General features: G+C 65.6%; 22 protein-coding genes. 17 read left to right on the plus strand and 5 right to left on the minus strand.

Annotation, left to right across the window (positions count from 1 at the left end; all coding sequences use genetic code 11):
• Window positions 1–3: 3 nt before the first annotated feature.
• The gene (locus ACMX2H_RS11710) at window positions 4–879 is read right to left on the minus strand and encodes an FAD binding domain-containing protein (RefSeq protein WP_414960668.1); all 876 of its coding nucleotides are present in this window, start codon (window positions 877–879) and stop codon (window positions 4–6) included.
• A 114-nt stretch (window positions 880–993) separates the two neighbouring features.
• Here ACMX2H_RS11710 and ACMX2H_RS11715 point away from each other — a divergent pair, with 114 nt between their 5' ends.
• From ACMX2H_RS11715 to ACMX2H_RS11755, 9 genes are all read left to right on the plus strand, one after another.
• Window positions 994–1,962: a LysR family transcriptional regulator gene (locus ACMX2H_RS11715; RefSeq protein ID WP_414960669.1), complete on the plus strand. Its 969-nt coding sequence runs from the start codon at window positions 994–996 to the stop codon at window positions 1,960–1,962.
• A 56-nt stretch (window positions 1,963–2,018) separates the two neighbouring features.
• Window positions 2,019–2,984: an ABC transporter ATP-binding protein gene (locus ACMX2H_RS11720; RefSeq protein WP_414960670.1), complete on the plus strand. Its 966-nt coding sequence runs from the start codon at window positions 2,019–2,021 to the stop codon at window positions 2,982–2,984.
• A 169-nt stretch (window positions 2,985–3,153) separates the two neighbouring features.
• Window positions 3,154–4,011, plus strand: coding sequence for an ABC transporter permease (locus ACMX2H_RS11725; protein ID WP_414960709.1), 858 nt, complete (start codon window positions 3,154–3,156; stop codon window positions 4,009–4,011).
• Window positions 4,008–4,841, plus strand: coding sequence for an ABC transporter permease (locus ACMX2H_RS11730; RefSeq protein ID WP_414960671.1), 834 nt, complete (start codon window positions 4,008–4,010; stop codon window positions 4,839–4,841). The genes ACMX2H_RS11725 and ACMX2H_RS11730 overlap by 4 nt, the downstream gene beginning before the upstream one ends.
• A 104-nt stretch (window positions 4,842–4,945) precedes the next feature.
• Window positions 4,946–5,476 carry a hypothetical protein gene (locus tag ACMX2H_RS11735; protein ID WP_414960672.1) on the plus strand — a complete coding sequence of 177 codons (531 nt, stop codon included), beginning with the start codon at window positions 4,946–4,948 and terminating at the stop codon, window positions 5,474–5,476.
• A gap of 83 nt (window positions 5,477–5,559) precedes the next feature.
• Window positions 5,560–6,384 (plus strand): exodeoxyribonuclease III, encoded by an 825-nt coding sequence (locus ACMX2H_RS11740; protein ID WP_414960710.1) that lies wholly within the window; start codon window positions 5,560–5,562, stop codon window positions 6,382–6,384.
• An 11-nt stretch (window positions 6,385–6,395) separates the two neighbouring features.
• A complete protein-coding gene (trpS, locus tag ACMX2H_RS11745) occupies window positions 6,396–7,478 on the plus strand; it encodes a tryptophan--tRNA ligase (RefSeq protein ID WP_414960673.1) in 1,083 nt (360 codons plus the stop codon).
• Between the two features lie 2 nt (window positions 7,479–7,480).
• Entirely contained in the window at window positions 7,481–8,080 is a 600-nt protein-coding gene (locus ACMX2H_RS11750) for a 2'-5' RNA ligase family protein (protein ID WP_414960674.1), read from the plus strand.
• Window positions 8,052–9,179 (plus strand): YihY/virulence factor BrkB family protein, encoded by a 1,128-nt coding sequence (locus ACMX2H_RS11755; RefSeq protein ID WP_414960675.1) that lies wholly within the window; start codon window positions 8,052–8,054, stop codon window positions 9,177–9,179. The genes ACMX2H_RS11750 and ACMX2H_RS11755 overlap by 29 nt, the downstream gene beginning before the upstream one ends.
• 166 nt (window positions 9,180–9,345) lie before the next feature.
• On the opposite strand, the gene ACMX2H_RS11760 is transcribed toward ACMX2H_RS11755, so the two are convergent.
• The 4 genes from ACMX2H_RS11760 to sdhC form a co-directional block, all read right to left on the minus strand.
• Complete coding sequence (locus ACMX2H_RS11760) at window positions 9,346–10,134, minus strand: succinate dehydrogenase iron-sulfur subunit (protein WP_414960676.1); 789 nt, start codon at window positions 10,132–10,134, stop codon at window positions 9,346–9,348.
• Complete coding sequence (sdhA, locus tag ACMX2H_RS11765; RefSeq protein WP_414960677.1) at window positions 10,134–11,921, minus strand: succinate dehydrogenase flavoprotein subunit; 1,788 nt, start codon at window positions 11,919–11,921, stop codon at window positions 10,134–10,136. The genes ACMX2H_RS11760 and sdhA overlap by 1 nt, the downstream gene beginning before the upstream one ends.
• 86 nt (window positions 11,922–12,007) lie before the next feature.
• On the minus strand, window positions 12,008–12,478 hold the full coding sequence (locus ACMX2H_RS11770; RefSeq protein ID WP_136784375.1) for a succinate dehydrogenase hydrophobic membrane anchor subunit: 471 nt from the start codon (window positions 12,476–12,478) through the stop codon (window positions 12,008–12,010).
• Window positions 12,479–12,481: 3 nt separating this feature from the next.
• The gene (gene sdhC, locus ACMX2H_RS11775) at window positions 12,482–12,877 is read right to left on the minus strand and encodes a succinate dehydrogenase, cytochrome b556 subunit (protein WP_136784374.1); all 396 of its coding nucleotides are present in this window, start codon (window positions 12,875–12,877) and stop codon (window positions 12,482–12,484) included.
• A gap of 330 nt (window positions 12,878–13,207) precedes the next feature.
• On the opposite strand from sdhC, the gene ACMX2H_RS11780 reads away from it, so the two are divergent.
• The 8 genes from ACMX2H_RS11780 (at window position 13,208) to ACMX2H_RS11815 (ending at window position 23,101) form a co-directional block, all read left to right on the plus strand.
• Window positions 13,208–14,350, plus strand: a complete 1,143-nt coding sequence (locus tag ACMX2H_RS11780; RefSeq protein ID WP_414960678.1) for a mannose-1-phosphate guanylyltransferase — start codon at window positions 13,208–13,210, stop codon at window positions 14,348–14,350.
• 107 nt (window positions 14,351–14,457) lie between these two features.
• Window positions 14,458–15,687: an amidohydrolase gene (locus ACMX2H_RS11785; RefSeq protein WP_414960679.1), complete on the plus strand. Its 1,230-nt coding sequence runs from the start codon at window positions 14,458–14,460 to the stop codon at window positions 15,685–15,687.
• 190 nt (window positions 15,688–15,877) lie between these two features.
• Window positions 15,878–16,993 (plus strand): BMP family lipoprotein, encoded by a 1,116-nt coding sequence (locus ACMX2H_RS11790; protein WP_414960680.1) that lies wholly within the window; start codon window positions 15,878–15,880, stop codon window positions 16,991–16,993.
• 171 nt (window positions 16,994–17,164) lie between these two features.
• The gene (locus tag ACMX2H_RS11795) at window positions 17,165–18,730 is read left to right on the plus strand and encodes an ABC transporter ATP-binding protein (RefSeq protein ID WP_414960711.1); all 1,566 of its coding nucleotides are present in this window, start codon (window positions 17,165–17,167) and stop codon (window positions 18,728–18,730) included.
• Window positions 18,727–20,088: an ABC transporter permease gene (locus ACMX2H_RS11800; RefSeq protein WP_414960681.1), complete on the plus strand. Its 1,362-nt coding sequence runs from the start codon at window positions 18,727–18,729 to the stop codon at window positions 20,086–20,088. Before ACMX2H_RS11795 ends, ACMX2H_RS11800 begins: the two co-directional genes overlap by 4 nt.
• Window positions 20,085–21,374 carry an ABC transporter permease gene (locus ACMX2H_RS11805; protein ID WP_414960682.1) on the plus strand — a complete coding sequence of 430 codons (1,290 nt, stop codon included), beginning with the start codon at window positions 20,085–20,087 and terminating at the stop codon, window positions 21,372–21,374. Before ACMX2H_RS11800 ends, ACMX2H_RS11805 begins: the two co-directional genes overlap by 4 nt.
• Window positions 21,375–21,377: 3 nt before the next feature.
• Window positions 21,378–21,782, plus strand: coding sequence for a cytidine deaminase (locus ACMX2H_RS11810; protein ID WP_136784369.1), 405 nt, complete (start codon window positions 21,378–21,380; stop codon window positions 21,780–21,782).
• A 32-nt stretch (window positions 21,783–21,814) separates the two neighbouring features.
• On the plus strand, window positions 21,815–23,101 hold the full coding sequence (locus tag ACMX2H_RS11815) for a thymidine phosphorylase (RefSeq protein WP_414960683.1): 1,287 nt from the start codon (window positions 21,815–21,817) through the stop codon (window positions 23,099–23,101).
• The last annotated feature ends 85 nt before the right edge of the window (window positions 23,102–23,186 follow it).

The following is a 23,186-nucleotide window of genomic DNA, read 5'->3' on the forward strand; positions in this document are numbered from 1 at the left end:
GGTTCAGCCTTCCTGTTCTGCGGCGCGGGCGCAGGCACTGCGCAGCACCCGGCGGGTCAGTTCGTCGGCCAGATGCCGCTTGTAGTCGATTCCGCCGCGCTGGTCGGAGACCGGTTCGCAGGCGCCGGCGGCCATCCGGCCCGCCTCCGCGAAAAGGTCTTCGTCCGGCCGCCGGCCGTGCAGCAGGTCGCCGATGCCGGGAACCGTGCCGTCCAGGCCCACCGCGGTGAGCCCCACCGAGGCGTCTTCGATGGTGCCGTCGGCTGCCAGCCCGACCGCCGCCCCGGCCGCAGCGACAGCCCAGTCGCCCACCCGGCGCTCCACCTTTTCGTAGGCGCTGCCGGACCTGGCGCGGATGGGAAAACGGAGCTCGGCCAAGAGCTCGTTCTGTCCGACGGCGGTCTCGTAGGGGCCGCGGTGGAACTCGTCCATCGATACCGTGCGCTCGCCGGCCGGCCCCCGGATCACGGCCTCGGCCCGCAGCACATCGCAGACGGTGGACAGATCCTCGGCCGGGTCTGCCTGGCAGAGCGAGCCGCCGATGGTGCCCCGGTTGCGCACCACCGGATCGGCAATCACCTGTTCGGCATCGGTCACGATCGGGAACAAGCGCGCCACGTCGGACGACTCCAAGAGCGTGGTGTGGCGGGTCAGGGCGCCGACCCTGAACACGTTCCCTTCGCGCACCATGAAGTCGAGTTCGGCCAGGCCGTTGATGTCGATCAGCCACTCCGGCCGGGCCAGCCGCAGTTTCATCATCGGCAGCAGGCTGTGCCCGCCGGCCACCAGCCGGGCGTCCGGCCCGTGGCGTTCCAATAGGGCAAGCGCGTTGTCCACGTCTGTGGCCCGGGCGTAATCGAATGGAGCAGGAATCTGCATGGTCTACCCCTCAAAGACACGTCGCCCTCACCGTTGAGGGCCCCCATGGGGCACATGTTGCTCCCCGGCCCGAGGGGTGTCAAGATCCTCATAAGCGAAAGGTTATGACCTGCAATGGCGATGACTTTGAACCAGCTGAAGGCCTTTGCCCTGGTGGCACGGCTGGGTTCGCTGCGGGCCGCAGCCCAGGAGCTGGAAGTCAGCGAGCCGGCGGTTTCGGCCGCGCTGGCTGCGCTCCGGCAGGATCTGGGCGATCCGCTGTTCGTCCGGTCAGGCGGCGGCATTGCCCTGACGCCCGGCGGACGTGCGCTCGCGGCGCATGCCCAGGAAATCGTCGGGCTGGCCGACCACGCGCGCCGGGAGGTGGCCCACGCCGAGGCCGCAGCCGGCAGCCTGAGGGTGCTGGCCACGGCTGATTTTGCCGAGCACGCCGCCGGCCGGCTGGTGGATTACTACACCAAGCGGGTGCCCGGCGCGACGGTGGACGTGGTGGTGGAGCCGGCGGCGGACATGGCCGCCTTGTTGGCCAACCACGCCTACGACATTGCCCTGGGAGCCCGGCCGCAGCCGCCGCAGCATCCTGCCCTGGAGGTGCTCCCGTTCCTGCGCTACCAGCGGGTGCTGGTGGCATCGCCCCTCCATCCGCTGGCCCGGATGGAGGGAACGCTCCCGGCCGGGCAATTGCTGGCCCACCGCTGGTTCACCGGACCGGCCGGCTTGGATGGGCTCGATCTGCAGGGCTGGCTGGGCGCGCCGCCGGCCCCTGCAGAAACCATCGAGATGTCCAGCGAAACCAGCGCCCTGGCCGCCGTCCGGTCCGGCGAAGGCATCATGCTGGCACTCGAGCACATCGTCCGGCCGGAGATAGCCGGCGGGGTGCTGGCGCGGCTGCCCGCCGCCGGCACGCCGCTGTCCGGACTGTGGTGGGCCAGCACCCTGGACCATGGCCGGGCTTCCGCCGCCGCCCGGACCCTGCAGCGTATTGCCGGCACGGCAGAGGCCACCGCAGCCATGGTGGCGCCGGGTGGGCCCAGGGGGCTGGCCCGGCGTGGCTCCAAAGTGCACGTCGCCCTGTGGAGCTGAGCAGTCAATGACCCGATTGGTTTTCCTCAACCAGTGATGTGATCTAGGCTATAGCAGTGCCTCAAACATCTCTTTCACACCGGCTGCCCCAGCAGGCTCCCGCTGCCGTCATCACCGCCCGGGACGTGGTGAAGACTTACGGCGATTTCAACGCCGTCGACGGAATCTCGTTCGACGTCCAGCCGGGGGAGTCCTTCGGGCTGCTCGGGCCGAACGGAGCGGGCAAGTCCACCACCATGCGGATGATCGGCGGCGTCTCGCAGCGGACGGCCGGCGAGCTGAGCATCATGGGCCTGGACCCCGACCAGCACGGACCGGAAGTGCGCGCCCATCTGGGGGTGGTGCCGCAGCAGGACAACCTGGACGAGGAACTGAAGGTCCGCGACAACCTGATCGTCTACGGCCGCTACTTCGGGCTGCCGTATTCCTACTTGCGGCCCAAGGCCGACGAACTGCTGGAATTCGCGCAGCTGACGGACAAGGCCAAGGCGAAGGTCGATGCCCTCTCCGGCGGCATGAAGCGGCGTCTCACCATTGCCCGTTCGCTGATGAACGATCCGAAGGTTCTGCTGCTGGACGAGCCCACCACCGGTCTCGATCCGCAGGCACGCCACATCCTCTGGGACCGGCTCTTCCGGCTCAAGGAAGCGGGCGTCACGCTGATCCTGACCACCCACTACATGGATGAGGCGGAGCAGTTGTGCGACCGGCTGATCGTGGTGGACAAGGGCAAGATCATGGCCGAAGGATCGCCGGCGGCCCTGATCCGCGAGCATTCCACCCGCGAGGTCCTCGAGCTTCGGTTCGGTTCCGAACGGAACGCCACTGTGGCCCCGGAGCTGGGAGGCATCGGGGAGCGGCTCGAAACGCTGCCGGACCGCGTCCTTATTTATGCCGACGACGGCGAGGCGGCGCTTGAGCAGGTATCGAACCGCGGGCTTCGCCCGATCACCTCGCTGGTGCGGCGCTCCAGCCTGGAGGACGTTTTCCTCCGGCTGACCGGCAGGAGCCTCATTGACTGAGCAACAGCCCTCGCAGGTGCCCGGCGGGCAAGAAGCGGAAGCCGCCTCGCACACCTCGGCTGAGCCCGCTGCCGGACCGGCCCAGGCACCCAAACCCGACGCCGCTGCAGCCGCCGGCTCGGTTGACGCCCGCGTCCCGGCGCAGTTGACCCTGCGCGAGGTCGACGCCCTGACCCGACCGGTGACCGGTCTGCGCTCGCCGCTGACGCCGCTGCAGTCGGCCGAACGCGCCCGCAACTTCGGATCGTTCTACTACATGGAGCACTGGCTGCGGCAGCTGCGCGGCTACGGCTGGACGGTGCTGATGACGGCCGTCGGCACCCCGCTGGTCTACTTGTTCGCGATGGGCGTGGGCCTGGCGACGCTGGTGGACGCCAACACCGACGTGTCGCTGGACGCCGGCAACGGCCAGGCTGTGCCGTACCTGGTCTTCGTGGCCCCGGCGCTGCTGGCCACCGCCGCCATCATGGTGGCCAGCGAGGAAAACACCTACTCGGTCATGTCCGGCTTTAAATGGCGCAAGACCTACTACGGTCCGAACGCCTCCCCGCTGCAGAGCCAGCAACTGGTCAACGGGCACTCCATGGGTGTGCTGGCCCGGCTGCTGCTCACCACTGGGCTCTACTTTCTGTGCCTGGTCCTGTTCGGCGCGGTGGTTGAACCGACCGGCTGGGTGATGATCTTCACCGCTGCGCTGGCCGGGATGTCCTTCGGCCTCCCGCTGATGGCCTACTCGGCCAGGATTGAAGAGGACCGCGGCCAGTTCGCGTTGGTGCAGCGGTTTATCGTGATGCCGCTGTTCCTCTTCTCCGGCACCTTTTTCCCCTTGGACGCCATGCCGCTGCTGGTCCGCTGGATCGGCTGGGTTTCGCCGCTGTGGCATTCCACCGAGCTGGGCCGGGTGCTCAGCTACGGCTACGCGGAACCGCTCTGGCTGACAGCCCTGCACGTGGTCTATTTGGCCGTCCTCTGCGTGGTGGGGTGGATCTTCGCCCGCCGCGTCTACATCAGGAGGCTGGGCAAATGAGCCAGCACATTGCTTCGCAACCGCTGAGGCTGGAACCGTCCCGGCGTCCGCTCGGTTCGCTCTACGCCGGTAACGTTCGCGCGGTCTTTTCCCGCGGCGTGAAGGCCACCTGGGGCACCAACTGGGCGATCATGATCAGCGGTTTCGTGGAGCCGGTCCTCTACCTGGTGGCGATGGGTATTGGCCTGGGCTCGCTGATCGGCACCGTCACCGGCCCCGGCGGGGCAGAAATCGGCTACGCGAACTACATCGCCCCGGCGTTGCTGGCAGTCTCCGCCATGAACGGTGCGGTGTACGACTCCACCTGGAACGTCTTTTTCAAGCTGAATTTCGCCAAGCTCTATGAAGGCATGCTGTACACGTCCCTGGGGCCGCTGGACGTGGCGCTCGGCGAAATTTTGCTTGCGCTGTTGCGCGGTGCCCTCTACGCCACGGGTTTCACCGCGGTGATGGGCGCGATGGGCTTGATCACGTCACCCTGGGCGCTGTTGATGATTCCCGCCGCAGTGGTGGTGGCTTTCGGCTTCGCGTCCTTCGGCATGGCGATCACCAGCTATATGAAGACCTTCCAGCAGATGGACTGGATCAACTTCATCATGCTGCCGATGTTCCTGTTCTCCGCGACGTTCTATCCGCTCACCGTCTACCCCCAGCCGATCCAGTGGCTGATCCAGGCCCTGCCGCTCTGGCACGGAGTGGAAATGCTGCGGCAGCTGAGTGCAGGCGTCTTCACCGGCGCCATCTGGATCCACCTGCTGTACTTCCTGGTCATGATTGTGCTGGGGCTGATCCTGACCACAGGCCGGCTGCGCAAGCTCTTCCTGAACTGAGGTGGAAGCGGGTGGAAGTATCCGATCGGCACGCAGCAGGGCCGTGCGTCACGCTGTGGGCGGAGTCGGCGCACGCGGCCGCGCGGATTTGAGAGAATAACCCCATGCGATCTCTTGGCCCCGAGTCTTCCTCTGTTTCGTCCGCCGCCCGGCAGATGCCGCTCAAAGCCGGCAACATCAGCCTGGCCGTCCTGGTGCTGGTCTTCCTGGTGGCTGTGGTCTTCGCCGCCAATGAAAACGACGTCATCGGCTGGATCGTCGTCGCAGTCTCCTTGGCCTGGCTGATCCTGGCCGCATTTGTCGTCTTCAGCGTCCGCGGCGCCACCCGCAAGGCCAAGGAGAAGCTGGCCAGCGTGCAGGCCGACTACGCCGGCCGCGTGAATCCTGCTCCCGGCGGGGGCACCGCCGTCATCGATGAACAGGTGTCGCGGGCCAACGCCGTGCGGGACGAAAAGCTGGACCACAGCTTCAAGATCATCCAGGTCCAGGCCAAGGTGATCCGCGACTACCGCGGCAAGGATGAAGGCATGGTGGACCGCGCACTCGAAACGGTGGAAATCACCGCCCACAATGGCCGTGGCATGATCCACAAGGAAGAGGACGGCGGGACGGTCACCGGCACGGTTGTCAGCTGAACTGAAGGGTTGGGTAAGGTAGTCGGGTGACTTTGGCAACCGTTTCCTCCGCACCCACCACTTCCCGCGACGCAGCAGCCGGACTGATTCCGGCCGGCAAGACGCTGCGCATCGCCAGCGTCAACGTGAACGGCATCCGCGCAGCCTACAAGCGCGGCATGGCCGACTGGCTGGCCGCCCGGGACGTGGACATTCTGTGCCTGCAGGAAGTGCGCGCGCCCGACGCCGTCGTGCACGAGTTACTGGGCAACGATTGGCACATCCTGCACGCAGAAGCGGAGGCCAAGGGCCGGGCCGGCGTCGCCATCGCCTCCCGGGTAGCGCCGACGGCTACCCGGAGCCACATTGGCGACGAATATTTCCTGTCCTCCGGCCGCTGGGTGGAGGCCGACTTCGCCGTCGAGGGCATCGACGGCGACAAGACGTTGACCGTGGTCAGCGCCTACGTCCATTCGGGCGAGGTGGACACCCCCAAGCAGGTGGACAAGTACCGCTTCCTGGACACCATGTGCCACCGGCTGCCGCACTTGAAGGCCGAGCGGGACTACGCCCTGGTGGTCGGCGACCTGAACGTGGGACACACCGAACTGGACATCAAGAACTGGAAGGGCAACGTCAAGCGGGCGGGATTCCTGCCTGAGGAGCGGGCCTACTTCGACCGGTTCTTCGGCGAGGAGATCGGCTGGCGCGACGTCCACCGCTCGCTGGCCGGCGCCGTCAGCGGACCCTACACCTGGTGGTCCTGGCGCGGCCAGGCCTTCGACAACGATTCCGGCTGGCGGATCGACTACCAGGTGGCCACCCCGTCGCTGGCCGACCTGGCAACCGCGGCCGTGGTCGACCGCGCCGCCACCTACGACGCCCGCTTCTCCGACCACGCACCGCTGGTCGTCGACTACCAGTTCTAGAAAGCATCCCGATGAGCACAGGAACCACAGAACCGACCCACACCGCCCGCGCGGACAACGGCCAGACCCTGCCGCCGCAGGCCGCGCGCCCCAGGCTGCTCTCCGGTATGCAGCCCTCGGCCGACTCGCTGCATCTGGGCAACTACCTGGGCGCCCTGGTCAACTGGGTCAAGCTGCAGGACGAGTATGAAACGTTCTTCTTCATCCCGGACCTCCACGCCATCACCGTGGACTACGATCCGAAGGACTTGGCCCAGCGCACCCGGGTCACCTGCGCCCAGTACATTGCCGGCGGCATCGACATCGAGCGCACGGCGCTGTTCGTCCAGTCGCATGTTCCCGAACACGCCGAGCTGGCCTGGGTGCTCAACTGCGTGACCGGTTTCGGCGAGGCGTCCCGGATGACCCAGTTCAAGGACAAGACCCAGAAGAGCGGTACCGACGCAGCCACCGTGGGCCTGTTCGCCTACCCGGTGCTGATGGCGGCGGACATCCTGCTCTACCGCCCCTACGGCGTGCCGGTGGGGGAGGACCAGCGCCAGCACCTGGAGCTGGCACGCAACCTGGCCCAGCGGTTCAATCACCGGTTCGGCGAGACGTTCGTGGTGCCGGAAGCGGTCATCCCCAAGGAGGGAGCGAAGATCTACGATCTGCAGCATCCCACGGCAAAGATGTCCAAGTCGGCGGAATCGCCGGCTGGCTTGATCAACATTTTGGACAGCCCCAAGCAGGCTGCCAAGAAGATCAAGTCCGCCGTCACCGACGACGGCACCGAGATCCGCTTTGACCGTGAGGCCAAGCCGGGGATCTCCAACCTCCTCACCATCTACTCCACCCTCACCGGTAAGAGCATCGCCCAGCTGGAGGAGGAGTACCAGGGCAAGATGTACGGGCACCTGAAAGTGCATCTGGCCGACGTCGTCGTCGAGACCCTTGCACCGGTGCAGGCCCGGGCCCAGGAGCTGCTGGACGACCCGGCCGAACTTGACCGGCTGCTGGCCCGCGGGGCCCAGAAAGCCCGTTCAATTGCATCGGCTACACTCGCTGATGTGTACAGCAAAGTCGGTTTCCTGCCCGCCGGAGGCGGACGCTAGCCATGAGCCAGCAGGACCAGGACAGCATCGCCCGTGTGGAGCACGACGGCGGTGCTGACCCGGGTGCCCGGCCTGCGGTCGGGAGCATCGGAGTGGTGATCGGGATCCCCGAGCCGATGGCCAGCGAGCTGCGCGGCTGGCGGGCGTCCTTCGGGGACCCGCTGGCCGCGGTGATCCCGCCGCACATCACGCTGATCACCACCACCCCGGTGCACGACTGGGATGAGGCGACCGACCACGTGCGCTCGGTCGCCCGCCAGCAGGCCCCCTTCACGTTGGCCATGTGCGGAACCGGTAGTTTCCGTCCGGTCTCGCCCGTGGTCTATCTGGGCATCCGGGACGGTTTCGACGATTGCGTCGGACTGCACCGTAAGCTGCAGTCCGGGCCGCTGGAACGCGAACTCGAGTTCGACTTCCACCCGCATGTCACCGTGGCCCACGATGTCAGCGACGCCAGCATGGATTCGGCCGAGAGTAAGCTCGCCGGTTATGACGCAGCCTTCCTCGTCAGTAGCATGGGCCTCTACGAGCACGATGCGACGGGTGTGTGGAAACTACGGGAAGAGTTGACCTTTGGCGCCGAATCCGCAGGAGAAGGCTGACGGAAGGCCGGACCCGCTGCAACGGCAGCAAATGGTCCTCGCTGCCTTAAGACTGCGGCGGGAAGCCGGCCGGGCCAAGCGCGAAGGCGGCAGATGGACGGGGATGCTGGCCAGCGCCCAGTACCGGCTGGCGCAGCTCAATTCCTGGCGACTGATGCGGGTCTTTAATCTCTATGCCCTGCGGCACGGGCCGTTGCTGGCCGCCGGCTGCGCCTACAACCTGTTCTTCTCGGTGGCAGCGATGCTGGTCGCCGGTTTCTCTATTCTCGGCCTGGTGGTCTCCGGCAACCGTGAACTGCAGCTGGCCATCATCCGGGTGCTGGACGAGACCACCCCAGGTCTGATCAACACCACCGGTGAATCCGGGGAAGGCCTGGTCACACCAGAGCAGCTGTTCTCGCTGGGCGGCGGATTCGGCGTCAGCCTGGTCATTTCCACGGCGCTGATGATCTGGACGTCACTGGGGTGGATCGCCGGGCTGCGCACCGGAATGCGCGGCATCTTCGACCTGCCGCCGCTGAAGACCAACATCGTTCTGGTCAAGCTCAAGGACACGGGAACGCTGCTGATCCTGGCCGTGGCCTTGATCGTGACCACGGCCCTCGCCGTCTTTGCTAATACCGCGCTGGGCCTGATCGTGGAATGGCTGCACTTCGAAGGCGCCGCTGCCGAACCGTTGGCGCGGATCGGCAGCATCGTGATCATGCTGCTGCTGGACATGGCGGTGGCAGTGGTGCTGTTCCGGGTGGCATCAGGAATCCGGATGCCTCGTCCCATCATGCTGCAGTGCGCCTTGATCGCCGGCGCCGGCAGCACCGTACTCCGGTACTTCTCATCGATCCTCCTGGGCAGTGTTGGCAACAACCCGCTGCTGGCCTCTTCCGCCGTCATCCTGGGCCTCTTCGTGTGGTTCTACCTGCTCAGCCAGCTGTACATGGTCGCCACTGCCTGGGGAGCCATCGGCAAGGCCGACGCGGTGGCCAGGCATGCGCTGGCGGGCGGCCGGGGCAGCCGCTCGCTGCGGCGGCGGGCATGGGGCCTGCGCCGCCGGAAGCCCGGGAAAGGAACCCGCCGGGACGGGGGAGCGGCGGTCGTCTGACATCGATCCCTACCAAGGCTTACGTCCCCACACGAGCCTAAAACCCCACGAGAACCTTAGGTCCCCACACGAACCTCGGGTCCCCACGCGAACCTTGGGCCCCCCGCGAACCTTGGGTCACCACGCGGGGCTAGTCCCGGGATGACCCCTAGGACTGCTGGAACAACTAGACGGAGCGGTTCAGGACGGCCTGCTTGACCTCGGCAATGGCCTTGGTCACCTGGATGCCGCGGGGGCACGCCTCGGTGCAGTTGAAGGTGGTGCGGCAGCGCCACACTCCTTCCTTGTCGTTGAGGATCTCCAGACGCATGTCACCGGCATCATCGCGCGAGTCGAAAATGAAACGGTGCGCGTTCACGATCGCGGCCGGACCGAAGTACTGGCCGTCGGTCCAGAACACCGGGCACGAGGACGTGCAGGCTGCGCAGAGGATGCACTTGGTGGTGTCGTCGAACCGCTCGCGGTCCTCCGCGGACTGCAGCCGCTCGCGAGTGGGCTCGTGGCCATTGTTGATCAGGAAGGGCATGATCTCGCGGTAGGACTGGAAGAACGGTTCCATGTCCACGATCAGGTCCTTCTCCACCGGCAGGCCCTTGATCGGCTCCACCGTGATCGGCTTGGAGGTGTCAAGGTCCTTCAGCAGGGTCTTGCAGGCCAGACGGTTGCGGCCGTTGATGCGCATCGCATCGGAACCACAGACGCCATGGGCGCAGGAGCGGCGGAAGGAGACCGAGCCGTCATGCTCCCACTTGACCTTGTGCAGCGCGTCCAGCACGCGGTCCGTACCGTACATGGTGACCTTGAACTCGTCCCAGCGGGCTTCAGCGGAAACCTCGGGATCGTAGCGGCGAACCTTCAGGGTGACGTCGAAGCTGGGGATTTCGCCGCCGCCGCCGACCCCGGGAGCCAGCTCGACCTTAGACGGTCCTTCGGGAATTTCGGTCGGGGTGCTCATCAGTACTTCCTCACCATCGGTTCGTAGCGCGTGAATACCACCGGTTTGGTATCCATGCGGATGCCGGCCGTCACGTCGGTGACGGCATCGGGATCCAGGTAGCACATGGAGTGCTTCATGAAGTTTTCGTCGTCGCGGTCCGGGAAGTCCTCGCGGAAGTGTCCGCCGCGGGATTCCGTGCGGTGCAGCGCGGCCACGGTCATCACCTGGGCCATGTCCAGCAGGAAGCCGAGTTCCACGGCCTCGAGCAGGTCCAGGTTGAACCGCTTGCCCTTGTCCTGGACGCTGATGTTCTTGTAGCGCTCGCGCAGCGACGCGATCACGTTCAGTGCTTCGGTCAGGGACCGCTCATCGCGGAACACCTGAACGTTGGCGTCCATGATGTCCTGCAGTTCCTTGCGGATCTGGGCGACGCGCTCGGTACCGGCGGCACCGCGGACGGTCTCGAGCAGGTCCATCGTGTACTGCTCCGGGTTCTCCGGCAGTTCGACAAAGTCCGCGGTCTTGGCGTACTCGGCAGCGTTGATTCCGGAGCGCTTGCCGAACACGTTGATGTCCAGCAGGGAGTTGGTGCCCAGGCGGTTAGAGCCGTGCACGGAAACGCAGGCAACCTCGCCGGCGGCGTACAGTCCGGGAACAACGGTGTCGTTGTCCTGCAGGACTTCGCCCTTGATGTTGGTCGGAATGCCGCCCATGGCGTAGTGCGCCGTGGGGAATACCGGCACCGGTTCGGTGTACGGCTCGACGCCCAGGTAGGTGCGGGCGAACTCGGTGATGTCCGGCAGCTTGGCGTCGATGTGTGCCGGCTCCAGGTGGGTCAGGTCCAGCAGCACGTAGTCCTTGTTCGGGCCGCAGCCGCGCCCTTCGCGGACCTCAAGGGCCATCGAGCGGGCCACAATGTCGCGCGGCGCCAGGTCCTTAATGGTGGGGGCGTAGCGCTCCATGAAACGCTCACCGTCGGCGTTGCGGAGGATTCCGCCTTCGCCGCGGGCGGCCTCGGAGAGCAGGATGCCCAGGCCGGCCAGGCCGGTCGGGTGGAACTGGACGAACTCCATGTCCTCCAGCGGCAGGCCACGGCGGAAGGCGATGCCCATGCCGTCACCGGTGAGGGTGTGGGCGTTGGACGTGGTCTTGAAGACTTTGCCCACGCCGCCGGAGGCGAAGACCACGGACTTGGCCTGGAAGACGTGGAGCTCACCGGAGGCGAGGTCATAGCTGACGACGCCGGCGACGCGCTTCTGCTTGTACGGCGTGCCGTCTTCGCGGACGGCGTCTTCCTCCACCATCAGCAGGTCCAGCACGTAGTACTCGTTGTAGAACTCCACGTTGTGCTTGACGCAGTTTTGGTACAGGGTCTGCAGGATCATGTGGCCGGTACGGTCCGCGGCGTAGCAGGCGCGGCGCACGGGGGCTTTGCCATGGTCGCGGGTGTGCCCGCCGAAACGGCGCTGGTCGATCTTGCCTTCGGGTGTCCGGTTGAACGGCAGGCCCATCTTTTCCAGGTCCAGCACGGCGTCGATGGCTTCCTTGGCCATCACTTCGGCGGCGTCCTGGTCTACCAGGTAGTCCCCGCCCTTGATGGTGTCAAAGGTATGCCACTCCCAGTTGTCCTCTTCCACGTTGGCCAGCGCGGCACACATGCCGCCCTGGGCAGCGCCGGTGTGGGAACGAGTGGGGTACAGCTTGGTCAGTACTGCCGTGTGCGCGCGCTGGCCGGATTCGATGGCCGCGCGCATTCCGGCGCCACCTGCACCGACAATGACGACGTCGTACTTATGGACCTGCATACTGGATGCTCTTTCTGTTGAACTGAAGTTTGTCGCCGCTTCAAACCCGCGGCGAGGCAGCGGGACCGCGTTCTCCGCGGACCCGGTTACGGTGCCGGGCAGAAGGACGGCAGCAGCTCAGCGCTGGCGTTGGCCGGGCACGGATCGAAGGTGAAGATCACCAGAGTGCCGAGCACGATGATGACGGCAGAGGCCACGTACAGGACCATCTTGAACCAGAAACGGGTGCTGTCCTTCTCCGCGTAGTCCTCAATGATGGTGCGGACACCATTGGTGCCGTGCAGCATGGCCAGCCAGAGCATGGCCAGGTCCCACACCTGCCAGAACGGGTCCGCCCACTTGCCGGCCACGAAGCCGAAGTTGATCGCATGGACGCCATCGCCCAGCATCAGGTTGACGAACAAGTGGCCGAAAACGAGCACGACCAAGATGAGGCCGGAGAGCCGCATGAACAGCCAGGCGTACATCTCAAAGTTGCCCTTGCGCCCCTTATTGCGCATGTACTCGGGAGCAATGCGTGCGCTGCGGGGAGCCTGGATTTCAGAGTTGACCGACATGAGTTAGTGACCCCCGTTGAAGGCGAACGTGAAAGCGAGCGTGAGGTGGCGGATGAGGAACGGAATCATGACGATGACCGCCAGGCCGACGACGCCCCACAGAAGCTTGGCCTGGTTCTTGGGGCCCTTCTTCCAGAAGTCGATGAGGATGATCCGCAGCCCGTTGAAGGCATGGAAGACGATGGCTGCGACGAGACCGGCTTCCAAGACGGCCATGATCGGGTTCTTGTACGTGGCCATGACGGCGTCGTAGGCACCCGGAGATACCCGGACCAACGCGGTGTCGAGTACGTGTACCAAGAGAAAGAAAAAGATTGAGACGCCCGTGATGCGGTGTCCTACCCAAGACCACATGCCTTCACGGCCGCGGTATAAGGTCCCTGCTGGTGTCTTCGACACTGAATTACCCTCCCTGCATCGCTCCAGGCGCAGCGTGGCTTCCACGCAAGAGTTGACGCCGGTGCGAGAGCGCTCTATTAGCTCAAGACTAATCTAGGCTTCGCTGAGGGCTTATTCAATTTAGGAACCAGCCGATGTGACCTTTTTAACAGCAATCGGTGACACGGGGTCCCGGACGCCGTATTCCGCGGATTTCCGGCAATATACGCAACTAAACCATGCCCTAATTGTGGTTTTTCGTTCCGGCTTGCACGGGGCAACTGCCTGCGGCGCACGAAATCAGCCCCGGGGTGGAGGCCAGCAGCTTTTCTGGGGATTACCCTGGAGAGGGTGAAGACTCAAGATTCAGGCCGGGGCGCGGCCGAAGATGCCGTGCTGGATCGTTTCTATGCCGTGATCCCGGCCGGCGGTACCGGAACCCGCTTGTGGCCGCTGTCGCGGGCGGCGGCACCGAAATTCCTGCATGACCTGACCGGGTCTGGCTCCACGCTGATCCGCGCCACGTATGCACGCCTGGAGCCTTTGTGCCACGGTCGCACGCTGGTGGTCACCGGCAAGGTCCACCGTCAGGCCGTCTGCGCGCAGTTGCCGGAATTGGAGGACGCCAACCTGGTGCTGGAGCCGGAACCGAAGGACTCCGCGGCGGCCATCGGCCTGGCCGCGGCCATCCTGCACCGCCGCGATCCGCGCATCATCATGGGCTCATTTGCCGCCGACCAGGTGATCACCCCGGTAGAAGATTTCCAGCAGGCGGTGCGGGAGGCGGTGCATACCGCAGCCGAAGGCTACATCGTCACGATTGGGATCACTCCGACCCACGCGGCCACCGGCTTTGGGTACATCCGCTCCGCCGGGGCGCTGCAAGTGCCCGGGGCTCCGAACGCGCATGCGGTAGCCGAGTTCGTGGAGAAGCCGGACGAGCAGGTGGCGCGCGGCTACCTGGCGACCGGGGAGTATTCGTGGAACGCGGGCATGTTCGTGGCCCCCGTGGACGTGCTGCTCAAGCACCTGGAGACCAATGAGCCCGAGCTGTTCGCCGGGTTGACCGAGATCGCCGAGGCCTGGGACGCGCCGGAGCGCGGAGCGGTGATGCGGCGGGTCTGGCCCGGCTTGCCCAAGACAGCCATCGACTACGCGGTGGCCGAACCTGCGGCGGCCGCGGGGGACGTGGCGATGATCCCTGGCTCGTTCTCCTGGGACGACGTCGGTGACTTCGCCGCCATCGGGCGGCTGAACACCGCCAGCGAAACGTCCGGGCTGACAGTGCTCGGCGACGGCGCGAGGGTCTTCGCCGAGTCCGCCACCGGCGTCGTGGTCTCCGATACCAAGCGGGTGATCGCGCTGATCGGGATCGACGACGTCGTCGTGGTTGATACCCCGGACGCGCTGCTGGTCACCACCAAGGAGCACGCGCAGAAGGTGAAGTCGGCTGTGGAGCACCTTAAAGCCAGCGGCGATACCGACGTCCTGTAGCGGAACCAACGGAGCGGAACGCCGGAAGCTGGCAAAAGTTACCGGGAAAGACCAGTGTCCGGCACCCCGCCTGAGTCGGCACGCGCGCAAGTCGCTAGAGTGCTTGTGTGCAGAAGATTTCAGAAACTCCGACGGCCAATCTCAATATCGGCGTCTGGGCATCGCCGCTGCTGGATGAGCTGAGGCACTTCCGGCGGGACCTGCACCAGCATCCCGAACTGTCGCACAAGGAATTCCTCACCACCGAGAAGCTCGCGGCCCGGTTGGCGGCCGCAGGACTGGAACCGCAGCGGCTGGACGGGACCGGGCTTTTTGTGGACGTCGGCGAAGGCCCGCTGGCCATCGGACTGCGCGCTGACATTGACGCGCTGCCGATCCTGGAGGAAACCGGCCTGGCCTACGCTTCGGTCAACACCGGCATCAGCCATGCCTGCGGGCACGATATCCACACCACGGTGATGCTCGGTGTAGCGCTTGTGCTGCACAAGCTCGATCTGGAAGGCGAACTGCCGGCCCGCGTCCGGGTGATTTTCCAGCCGGCCGAGGAAACCATGCCTGGCGGGGCTTTGGCCGTCATCGAGCAGGGCGTCCTGGAAGGCCTGCCGCGCATTCTGGCGCTGCACTGCGACCCGCGGATCGACGTCGGACAGGTCGGTACCCGGATCGGCGCCATCACATCGGCCTCCGACACCATCCGCATCCAGCTCAACGGCCGCGGCGGACACACCTCGCGTCCCCACTTGACCGAGGACTTGGTGTTCGCGCTGGCCGAGATCGCTGTCAGTGTGCCGGCCGTCATCAACCGGCGGATCGACGTCCGCAGTGCTGTTTCGCTGGTCTGGGGACAGATCCAGGCCGGCGCCGCCCCGAACGCCATTCCCGCCGTCGGTTACATGGCTGGAACCATGCGCTGCCTCGACGGCGAAGCCTGGCAGGCCGCTGGGGAACTGGTGGACGAGGTAGTGACGCAAGTGGCGGCCCCGTTCGGCGTGGACGTGAAACTGGAACACATCCGCGGGGTTCCCCCGGTCATCAATACCGAGCGGGAGACGGCGCTGATCGAGGCCGCGGCCCGGAGCGAATTGGGCGAAGACGCGGTGACGCTGACGCCGCAGTCCATGGGCGGGGAGGACTTTGCCTGGATGACACAGGAAGTGCCCGGCGCCATGATGCGGCTGGGGACCAGGACCCCCGGAGGCGAAACTTTTGATTTGCACCGGGGCGATTACACCCCGGACGAGCATGCCATCGGCGTGGGCGTCCGGGTGATGGCGAAGGCAGCGACCCTGGCCGCACGGCGCCACCGGGACATCGCTGCCGGAGCTACCCAAAAGTAACAACTTTTCAACAATCCAGGCGCGCACGTCCGATGGCGTCGCCCGTTGCCCGTCGGGCCACTACTGTAGGCTCATCAACTGTGCACCTGCAGGCCAGGTGTTGTGCCACGCGGAGTACAAGGCATGCGCCGCACTTTGTGAAGCGACCATTGAACTGTGGCGTGGGCAGACATTCTTTTATGGAGGATAATTGAAGACTTCACTGCGCAAGATCAAGCGTGGCACCGGCCTCTCCGCCGCAGTGCTCGGCGCGTCCGCCCTGGTCCTGACCGGCTGCGGTGCTCCGCCGGCCCAGGAAGGCGGCAGCGGCAGCCCGGCAGCGGAAGCCACCGATTACCTGGGCTGCATTGTTTCCGACTCCGGCGGATTCGACGACCGTTCGTTCAACCAGTCCAGCTACGAAGGCCTGAAGATGGCCGAACAGGACCTGGGCATCAAGATCCGTGAAGCGGAATCCCAGGCCGAAACCGACTTCGGCCCGAACGTGGACGCCATGGTGCAGGCCGACTGCAACATGATCCTCACCGTGGGCTTCCTGCTGGGCGACGTCACCAAGGAAGCTGCGGCAGACAACCCCGAGACCAACTTCGCGATCGTCGACTACAACGACCCGGAGTTCACCGACAACGTCAAGCCGATCGTCTACGACACCGCCCAGGCTGCGTTCCTGGCCGGCTACGCCGCGGCGGCAACCAGCGAGACCGGCAAGGTGGCCACCTACGGCGGAATGAACATCCCGACCGTCACCATCTTCATGGACGGGTTCGCCGATGGCGTGGACTACTACAACCAGCAGAAGGACGCCAACGTTGAACTGCTGGGCTGGGACAAGAAGTCCCAGAACGGCACCTTCGTGGGCAACTTCGAGGACCAGGGCAAGGGCAAGACCAACACCCTGAACTTCATCAATGAAGGCGCCGACATCATCATGCCGGTGGCCGGGCCGGTCGGCCTGGGCACCCTGGATGCGGTGATCGAGGCCAACGCAGACGGCAAGGATGCCAAGGTTGTCTGGGTTGACTCGGACGGCTACGAGACCGCAGGCAAGGCAGAGGAATTCATCCTCACCTCCGTGATGAAGCTGATGGGAACCGCCGTCGAGGAAGTCATCAAGACCGACACCGAGGGCAACTTCGACAGCACCCCGTACGTCGGAACGCTGGAAAACGGCGGCGTGGCACTGGCTCCGTTCCACGATCTCGACGCTGCGGTTTCCGACGACACCAAGTCGGAACTGGACACCATCAAGGAATCGATCATCTCCGGCGAGATCAAGGTCGAATCCAAGGCCAGCCCGCAGCAGTAAGCATGAAGCGGACCGCCGCTCTCCGTGCCGGACATCGGTGCCGAGGGCGGCGGTTCGTGCTGTCAGCAGCCGAATCGGTTTAGGCTAGGCACAGCTTGAAAGACCGGCACCGCCCGACGATGCCGGACGAGGACCGTCGTACCTACGGACAAAGAACAGGTGGGTTGGGGTTTGAAGCTCGAGCTCAAAGGAATCACCAAGCGGTTCGGTTCCCTGGTCGCCAACGACCACATTGACCTTGTGGTCCAGCCGGGCCAGGTGCACAGCCTGCTCGGCGAAAACGGGGCCGGGAAGTCGACACTGATGAACGTCCTTTACGGGCTCTACGAGCCGACCGAAGGCCAGATTCTGGTAGACGACAAGCCGGTGACCTTCGACGGCCCCGGCGACGCCATGGCCGCCGGCATCGGCATGGTGCACCAGCACTTCATGCTGGTCCCGGTCTTTACCGTCGCGGAAAACGTGGCGCTGGGCAACGAGGCTACGAAGGCCGCCGGCATGCTGAACCTCGACGACACCCGGGCCCGGATCAGGGAGATCTCGGACCAGTACGGCTTCCAGGTGGACCCGGACGCCGTGATCGAGGACCTGCCCGTCGGCGTGCAGCAGCGCGTGGAAATCATCAAGGCTTTGGTCCGCGACGCCGAAGTCTTGATTCTGGACGAGCCGACCGCCGTCCTCACGCCCAAGGAAACCGATGAACTGCTGGGCATCATGGGCCAGCTCAAGGCCGACGGCAAAGCGATCGTCTTCATTTCGCACAAGCTGCGCGAGGTCAAAGCGGTTTCGGACATCATTACCGTGATCCGCCGCGGCAAGGTGGTCGGCGACGCCCCGCCGTCGGCATCCACCACGGAACTGGCGGAAATGATGGTGGGCCGGGCGGTCAGCCTGACCCTGAACAAGGAAGCAGCGCAGCCGGGAGAGGAAACCTTCACGGTCTCGGACCTTACGGTGCTTTCGCCAACCGGCCAGCGCGTGGTGGACGGCCTAAGCTTTGGCATTGCCCGCGGCGAGATCATGGCAGTGGCCGGCGTGCAGGGCAACGGACAGACCGAACTGACCGAGGCCATTCTGGGCCTGCAGGACCACGTGTCCGGCTCCATCCGGCTCGAAGGCCACGAACTCGTGGGGAAAAAGGTCAAGGACATCATCGAAGCCGGGGTCGGCTTTGTGCCGGAGGACCGCAGCGTCGAAGGCCTGGTCGGTACCTTCTCCGTTGCGGAAAACCTCATTCTCAACCGTTATGACCAGCCGCCCTTCGCCCGCGGCCTGGCCATGAAACCGGCCGTGATCGCCAAGAACGCCGAGCAATACATCGCCGAGTTCGACGTCCGCACGCAGTCGGCGGAAGCCGCGGCGGGCACCTTGTCGGGCGGAAACCAGCAGAAAGTGGTGATGGCCCGGGAGCTGTCGAGGCCCTTGAAACTCTTCATCGCCTCGCAACCCACCCGTGGCGTCGATGTGGGCTCCATTGAATTTCTGCACAAGCGGATCGTCGCCGAGCGCGACGTCGGCACCCCGGTGCTGATCGTCTCCACCGAGCTGGACGAAGTGCTGGAGCTGGCCGACAGGATCGCCGTGCTGTACCAAGGACGGCTGATGGGGATCGTGCCGGCGGGCACTTCGCGCGGCGAGCTGGGCCTGATGATGGCCGGCATGAATGCAGAGGAAGCGCAGGCACAGCAGGCACAGGTCGAAGCAGAACAGACAGACGTCGAAGGAGGCGAGGCATGAGTGCGGATGAGACCGGTCAGCAGACCGGGAACCGGCCGGAACACGGTGGCAAGCCAGCGGCCGGCGACGAGCAGCGGCTGCTAGCGGCCGCCGAACTCGGCGACGGCACCCAGGCGCCGCCGGCGGTCCCGGCCTCGGGGGAGCGGCTGCAGCCGGAACTGCGCGAGCAGCAGACCGTAATACAGCGGATCGTCACCGGTAATGCCCTGGTGTCGGTCCTCGCCGTGGTGCTGGCGCTGGTCGCCGGCGGCATCCTGATCGCACTCACCAACGAAGAAGTGGCGCGGACTTCCAGCTACTTCTTCGCCAGGCCGCAGGACATGCTGATCGCGGCCTGGACAGCTTCATCCGAGGCCTACATCGCCCTCTTCCAAGGGGCTGTCTTCAACGCCGACGGGTCTACCTTTACCCGGATGATCTACCCGCTGACCCAGACGCTGACGGTGGCGGCGCCGCTGATCTGCGCCGGTCTGGGCGTTGCGCTGGCTTTCCGTGCCGGGCTGTTCAACATCGGTGCCCAGGGCCAGATCATCATCGGCGCCACCCTGGCCGCCTGGGTCGGTTTCAGCTGGCACCTGCCGGTGGGCCTGCATCTGCTGCTGGTCATCCTGGCCGGCATCGTGGGCGGCGCACTCTGGGGCGGCCTGGTTGGCTTGTTGAAGGCCAAAACCGGCGCCCATGAGGTGATCGTCTCGATCATGCTCAACTATGTGGCCATCAACTTGGTGCTGTACCTGCTGACCATTCCGGCCTTCCAGCGCCCGGGATCCACCAACCCGATCAGTCCCCAGCTGGACGAGACGGCCATGTACCCGCCGCTCTTTGGCGACGCCTTCCGCCTGCATTGGGGCTTCATCGTCGCCATCCTGGCCACTGCCTTTGCCTGGTGGCTGCTGAACCGCTCGACGATCGGCTTCGAATTGCGCGCCGTGGGTTCCAACCCGCATGCCGCCCGGACCGCGGGCATCAGCGTCACCAAGGGCTACGTCGTGGTTATGGTGATCGCCGGTGCACTGGCCGGACTGGCCGGCACCGCCCAGGTGGCCGGCACCGAACAGGTGTTGACCGCCGGTGTGGCGGCCAGCTTCGGCTTCGATGCCATCACCGTCGCGCTGCTGGGGCGCTCGACGCCGTGGGGTACGTTCGCGGCAGGTGTGCTGTTCGGCGCCTTCCGCGCCGGCGGCGTCACCATGCAGACCAACACCGGCACCGCGATCGACATTGTGCTGGTGGTCCAGTCCCTGATTGTCCTGTTCATCGCCGCTCCGCCACTGGTCCGGGCAATTTTCCGGTTGCCTGAGCCGGGCCGGCTGACGGCGAAACCCCGCAAGACCGCAAGCACCGGAGGTGCAGCATGAGCACGGCTACTGCCACCGAACCGCAACAAGGCTCGGCCCCCACGGACGTCGTGCGCAACTGGAAGACCCCGGTCATCCTGGCCGTGCTCTCCGTCCTGGCCCTCCTGGTCTTCGCCATCGGCGCCCCGGACAACTCCGTCACCTTCCGGCTGTCGGCTACCAACGACGCCCTGGTGCTGCCCGATATCGTGCTGTCGGCAGTTGTCACCGGCTGGGTCACCGCTATCCTGATGCTCGCCGCCGCCGTCTGGTCGTTCCAGCTGGTCCGGTCCGGCCGCAAGGTGCCCGGCTGGCTGGTGGCCGTTTTTGCCATCCTCTTCATTGTCGCTTTCCTAACCTGGGTGGTGGGCAGCGCCCGCACACCGAACGTGGCCCTCTACGGGCTGCTGGCCGGTTCCTTCACGTTGGCCGTTCCGCTGATCTTCGGGTCCCTCTCCGGCGTGCTGTGCGAACGGTCCGGCGTGGTCAACATCGCCATCGAAGGGCAGCTGCTCTTCGGTGCGTTCTCGGCTGCGGTTGCCGGATCGCTCTCCGGCAACGCCTTCGTTGGCCTGGCCGCCGCGGCCATCGGCGGCGTCTTGGTGTCGGCCGTGCTGGCGGTGTTCAGCATCAAGTACATCGTCAACCAGGTGATCGTCGGCGTGGTGCTCAACGTGCTGGTCTCCGGCCTGACCGGCTTTCTGTTCTCCACCGTCCTCTCCTCGGATCCGGCCAAGTGGAACTCGCCGCCGCGCCTGCCGATCATCAGCATCCCGGTGCTGTCCGACATCCCGGTCCTCGGCCCCATTCTGTTTGAGCAGTCGGTGGTCGGCTACCTGATGTACATCGCGTTGGCCGTCATCTACGTTGGCCTGTTCCACACCAAATGGGGCCTGCGGACCCGTGCGGTCGGCGAGCACCCCAAGGCCGCCGACACACTGGGCGTGAAGGTCAACCGGATGCGGTTCATGAACGTTTTGCTGGCCGGCGTCGTCGCCGGTTTCGGCGGCGCTTTCTTTACCCTCGTCCTCGTCTCCAGTTTCGGCCGGGACATGACGGCCGGGCAGGGCTACATCGCACTGGCGGCGCTGATCTTCGGGCGCTGGAATCCGCTCGGGGCCTTCTTCGCCGCCCTGCTGTTCGGTTTTGCCACCAACCTGCAGTACGTGCTCAGTGCTCTCGGCTCCACGGTGCCGAACCAGTTCCTGGCCATGCTGCCCTACGTGGTGACGATCTTCGCCGTCGCCGGGCTGGTGGGCCGTGCCCGACCGCCGGCCGCCAGCGGCGTGCCGTACATCAAGGGGTAAGGGATGGAACCGACGACGGGCCGACCGGTTGACTGGGATGCACTCCAACGAGCCGCAGCTGACGCCATGCAGCGGGCCTATGTGCCGTACTCGGGGTTCCCGGTCGGCGCGGCGGCACTGACCGACGACGGGCGGGTGGTTTCCGGCTGCAACGTGGAAAACGCGTCCTACGGGCTGACCTTGTGCGCCGAGTGTTCACTGGTCAGCCAGCTGAACATGACCGGCGGCGGAAAACTGGCGGCCTTCAGCTGCGTGGACCGGGACGGCAGTGCGCTGATGCCGTGCGGCCGCTGCCGGCAGTTGCTGTACGAATTCCGGGCGCCCGGCATGCTGCTGATGACGCCCGCCGGAGTCAAGACCATGGACGAGGTGCTGCCGGATGCCTTCGGTCCGCAGCACTTGGCTTGATAAGCCGGCACAGATCAAGTGAGGAAGAGGGCATGAACGAAACTTTCGACGCGGTGGACATCATCCGGACCAAGCGCGACAAGGGAACGCTGAGCCCGGAGCAGATCGCCTGGACCATCGATGCCTACACCCGCGGGGTCATAGCAGACGAGCAAATGTCCGCACTGAACATGGCCATCCTGCTCAACGGCATGGACCGGCAGGAGATCTCGCATTGGACGACGGCGATGATCGCCTCCGGCGAGCGGATGGACTTTGCATCGCTCGGCAAGGCGACGGCGGATAAGCACTCGACTGGTGGCGTGGGGGACAAGATCACTCTCCCGCTGGCCCCTCTGGTGGCCGTTTTCGGTGTGGCCGTGCCGCAGCTGTCGGGTCGCGGACTGGGCCACACCGGCGGCACCCTGGACAAGCTTGAATCGATCCCGGGCTGGCGGGCACTGCTGACCAACGACGAGATGATGAAACAGTTGGCCGACGTCGGCGCGGTGATCTGCGCGGCCGGCTCCGGCTTGGCCCCGGCGGACAAGAAGCTCTACGCGCTGCGGGACGTGACCGGAACGGTGGAAGCGATCCCGCTGATTGCCTCTTCGATCATGAGCAAGAAGATCGCCGAAGGCACCGGCTCGCTGGTACTGGACGTGAAGGTCGGCAGCGGTGCCTTCATGAAGGACGAGCGCAACGCCCGCGAACTGGCCGAAACCATGGTGGCCCTGGGCAAGGACGCCGGCGTGAACACCGTGGCCCTGCTGACGGACATGAGCACCCCGCTGGGGCTCACCGCGGGCAACGCCATCGAAGTCGAAGAATCGGTGGAGGTGCTGGCCGGCGGCGGCCCCGAGGACGTGGTGGAGCTGACCGTCAGGCTGGCCGAGGAGATGCTGCAGGCGGCCGGCGTGGCGGACGCCGACCCGGCGGCAGCGCTGCGCGACGGCCGGGCCATGGACGTCTGGAAGTCCATGATCCGCGCCCAGGGCGGCGACCCCGACGCGCCCTTGCCCGTGGCCAAGGAATCCGAGGTCGTCTACGCGCCGGCAGACGGTGTGCTGGTCCAACTGGACGCCCTCTCGGTGGGTGTGGCGGCCTGGCGGCTGGGTGCAGGACGCGCCCGCAAGGAGGATGCAGTGCAGGCCGGTGCCGGCGTGCGGCTGCATGCCAAGCCCGGTGCAACGGTCCGCGCTGGCGAACCGCTCATGACGTTGCTGACCGATACCCCGGAGAAGTTCGACCGGGCCAAGGACGCGCTGCGCGACGCCGTCGTTATTGCTCCCGAGGGAAGCCGGCCTGCCCGCCGGTTGATCATTGACCGGATCGCCTAGCCCCAGCCGTCTGACCATCGACTGGCGAGCTGGCCCCAGCAGAAAACATCTGGGGATGGCCGTTTATAGATTCGCTGGATAAACC

Origin of the sequence: Arthrobacter sulfonylureivorans (genome assembly GCF_047607445.1) — a bacterium.
Classification (GTDB): Bacteria; Actinomycetota; Actinomycetes; order Actinomycetales; family Micrococcaceae; genus Crystallibacter; species Crystallibacter sulfonylureivorans_A.

Excerpts from the sequence above, each read along its gene's own strand:
- ACMX2H_RS11710 (WP_414960668.1), bottom strand. The coding sequence starts at position 879 with ATGCAGATTCCTGCTCCATTCGATTACGCCCGGGCCACAGACGTGGAC.
- ACMX2H_RS11715 (WP_414960669.1), top strand. The coding sequence starts at position 994 with ATGGCGATGACTTTGAACCAGCTGAAGGCCTTTGCCCTGGTGGCACGG.
- ACMX2H_RS11730 (WP_414960671.1), top strand. The coding sequence starts at position 4,008 with ATGAGCCAGCACATTGCTTCGCAACCGCTGAGGCTGGAACCGTCCCGG.
- ACMX2H_RS11735 (WP_414960672.1), top strand. The coding sequence starts at position 4,946 with ATGCGATCTCTTGGCCCCGAGTCTTCCTCTGTTTCGTCCGCCGCCCGG.
- trpS (WP_414960673.1), top strand. The coding sequence starts at position 6,396 with ATGAGCACAGGAACCACAGAACCGACCCACACCGCCCGCGCGGACAAC.
- ACMX2H_RS11750 (WP_414960674.1), top strand. The coding sequence starts at position 7,481 with ATGAGCCAGCAGGACCAGGACAGCATCGCCCGTGTGGAGCACGACGGC.
- ACMX2H_RS11760 (WP_414960676.1), bottom strand. The coding sequence starts at position 10,134 with ATGAGCACCCCGACCGAAATTCCCGAAGGACCGTCTAAGGTCGAGCTG.
- sdhA (WP_414960677.1), bottom strand. The coding sequence starts at position 11,921 with ATGCAGGTCCATAAGTACGACGTCGTCATTGTCGGTGCAGGTGGCGCC.
- ACMX2H_RS11770 (WP_136784375.1), bottom strand. The coding sequence starts at position 12,478 with ATGTCGGTCAACTCTGAAATCCAGGCTCCCCGCAGCGCACGCATTGCT.
- ACMX2H_RS11800 (WP_414960681.1), top strand. The coding sequence starts at position 18,727 with ATGAGTGCGGATGAGACCGGTCAGCAGACCGGGAACCGGCCGGAACAC.
- ACMX2H_RS11805 (WP_414960682.1), top strand. The coding sequence starts at position 20,085 with ATGAGCACGGCTACTGCCACCGAACCGCAACAAGGCTCGGCCCCCACG.
- ACMX2H_RS11810 (WP_136784369.1), top strand. The coding sequence starts at position 21,378 with ATGGAACCGACGACGGGCCGACCGGTTGACTGGGATGCACTCCAACGA.
- ACMX2H_RS11815 (WP_414960683.1), top strand. The coding sequence starts at position 21,815 with ATGAACGAAACTTTCGACGCGGTGGACATCATCCGGACCAAGCGCGAC.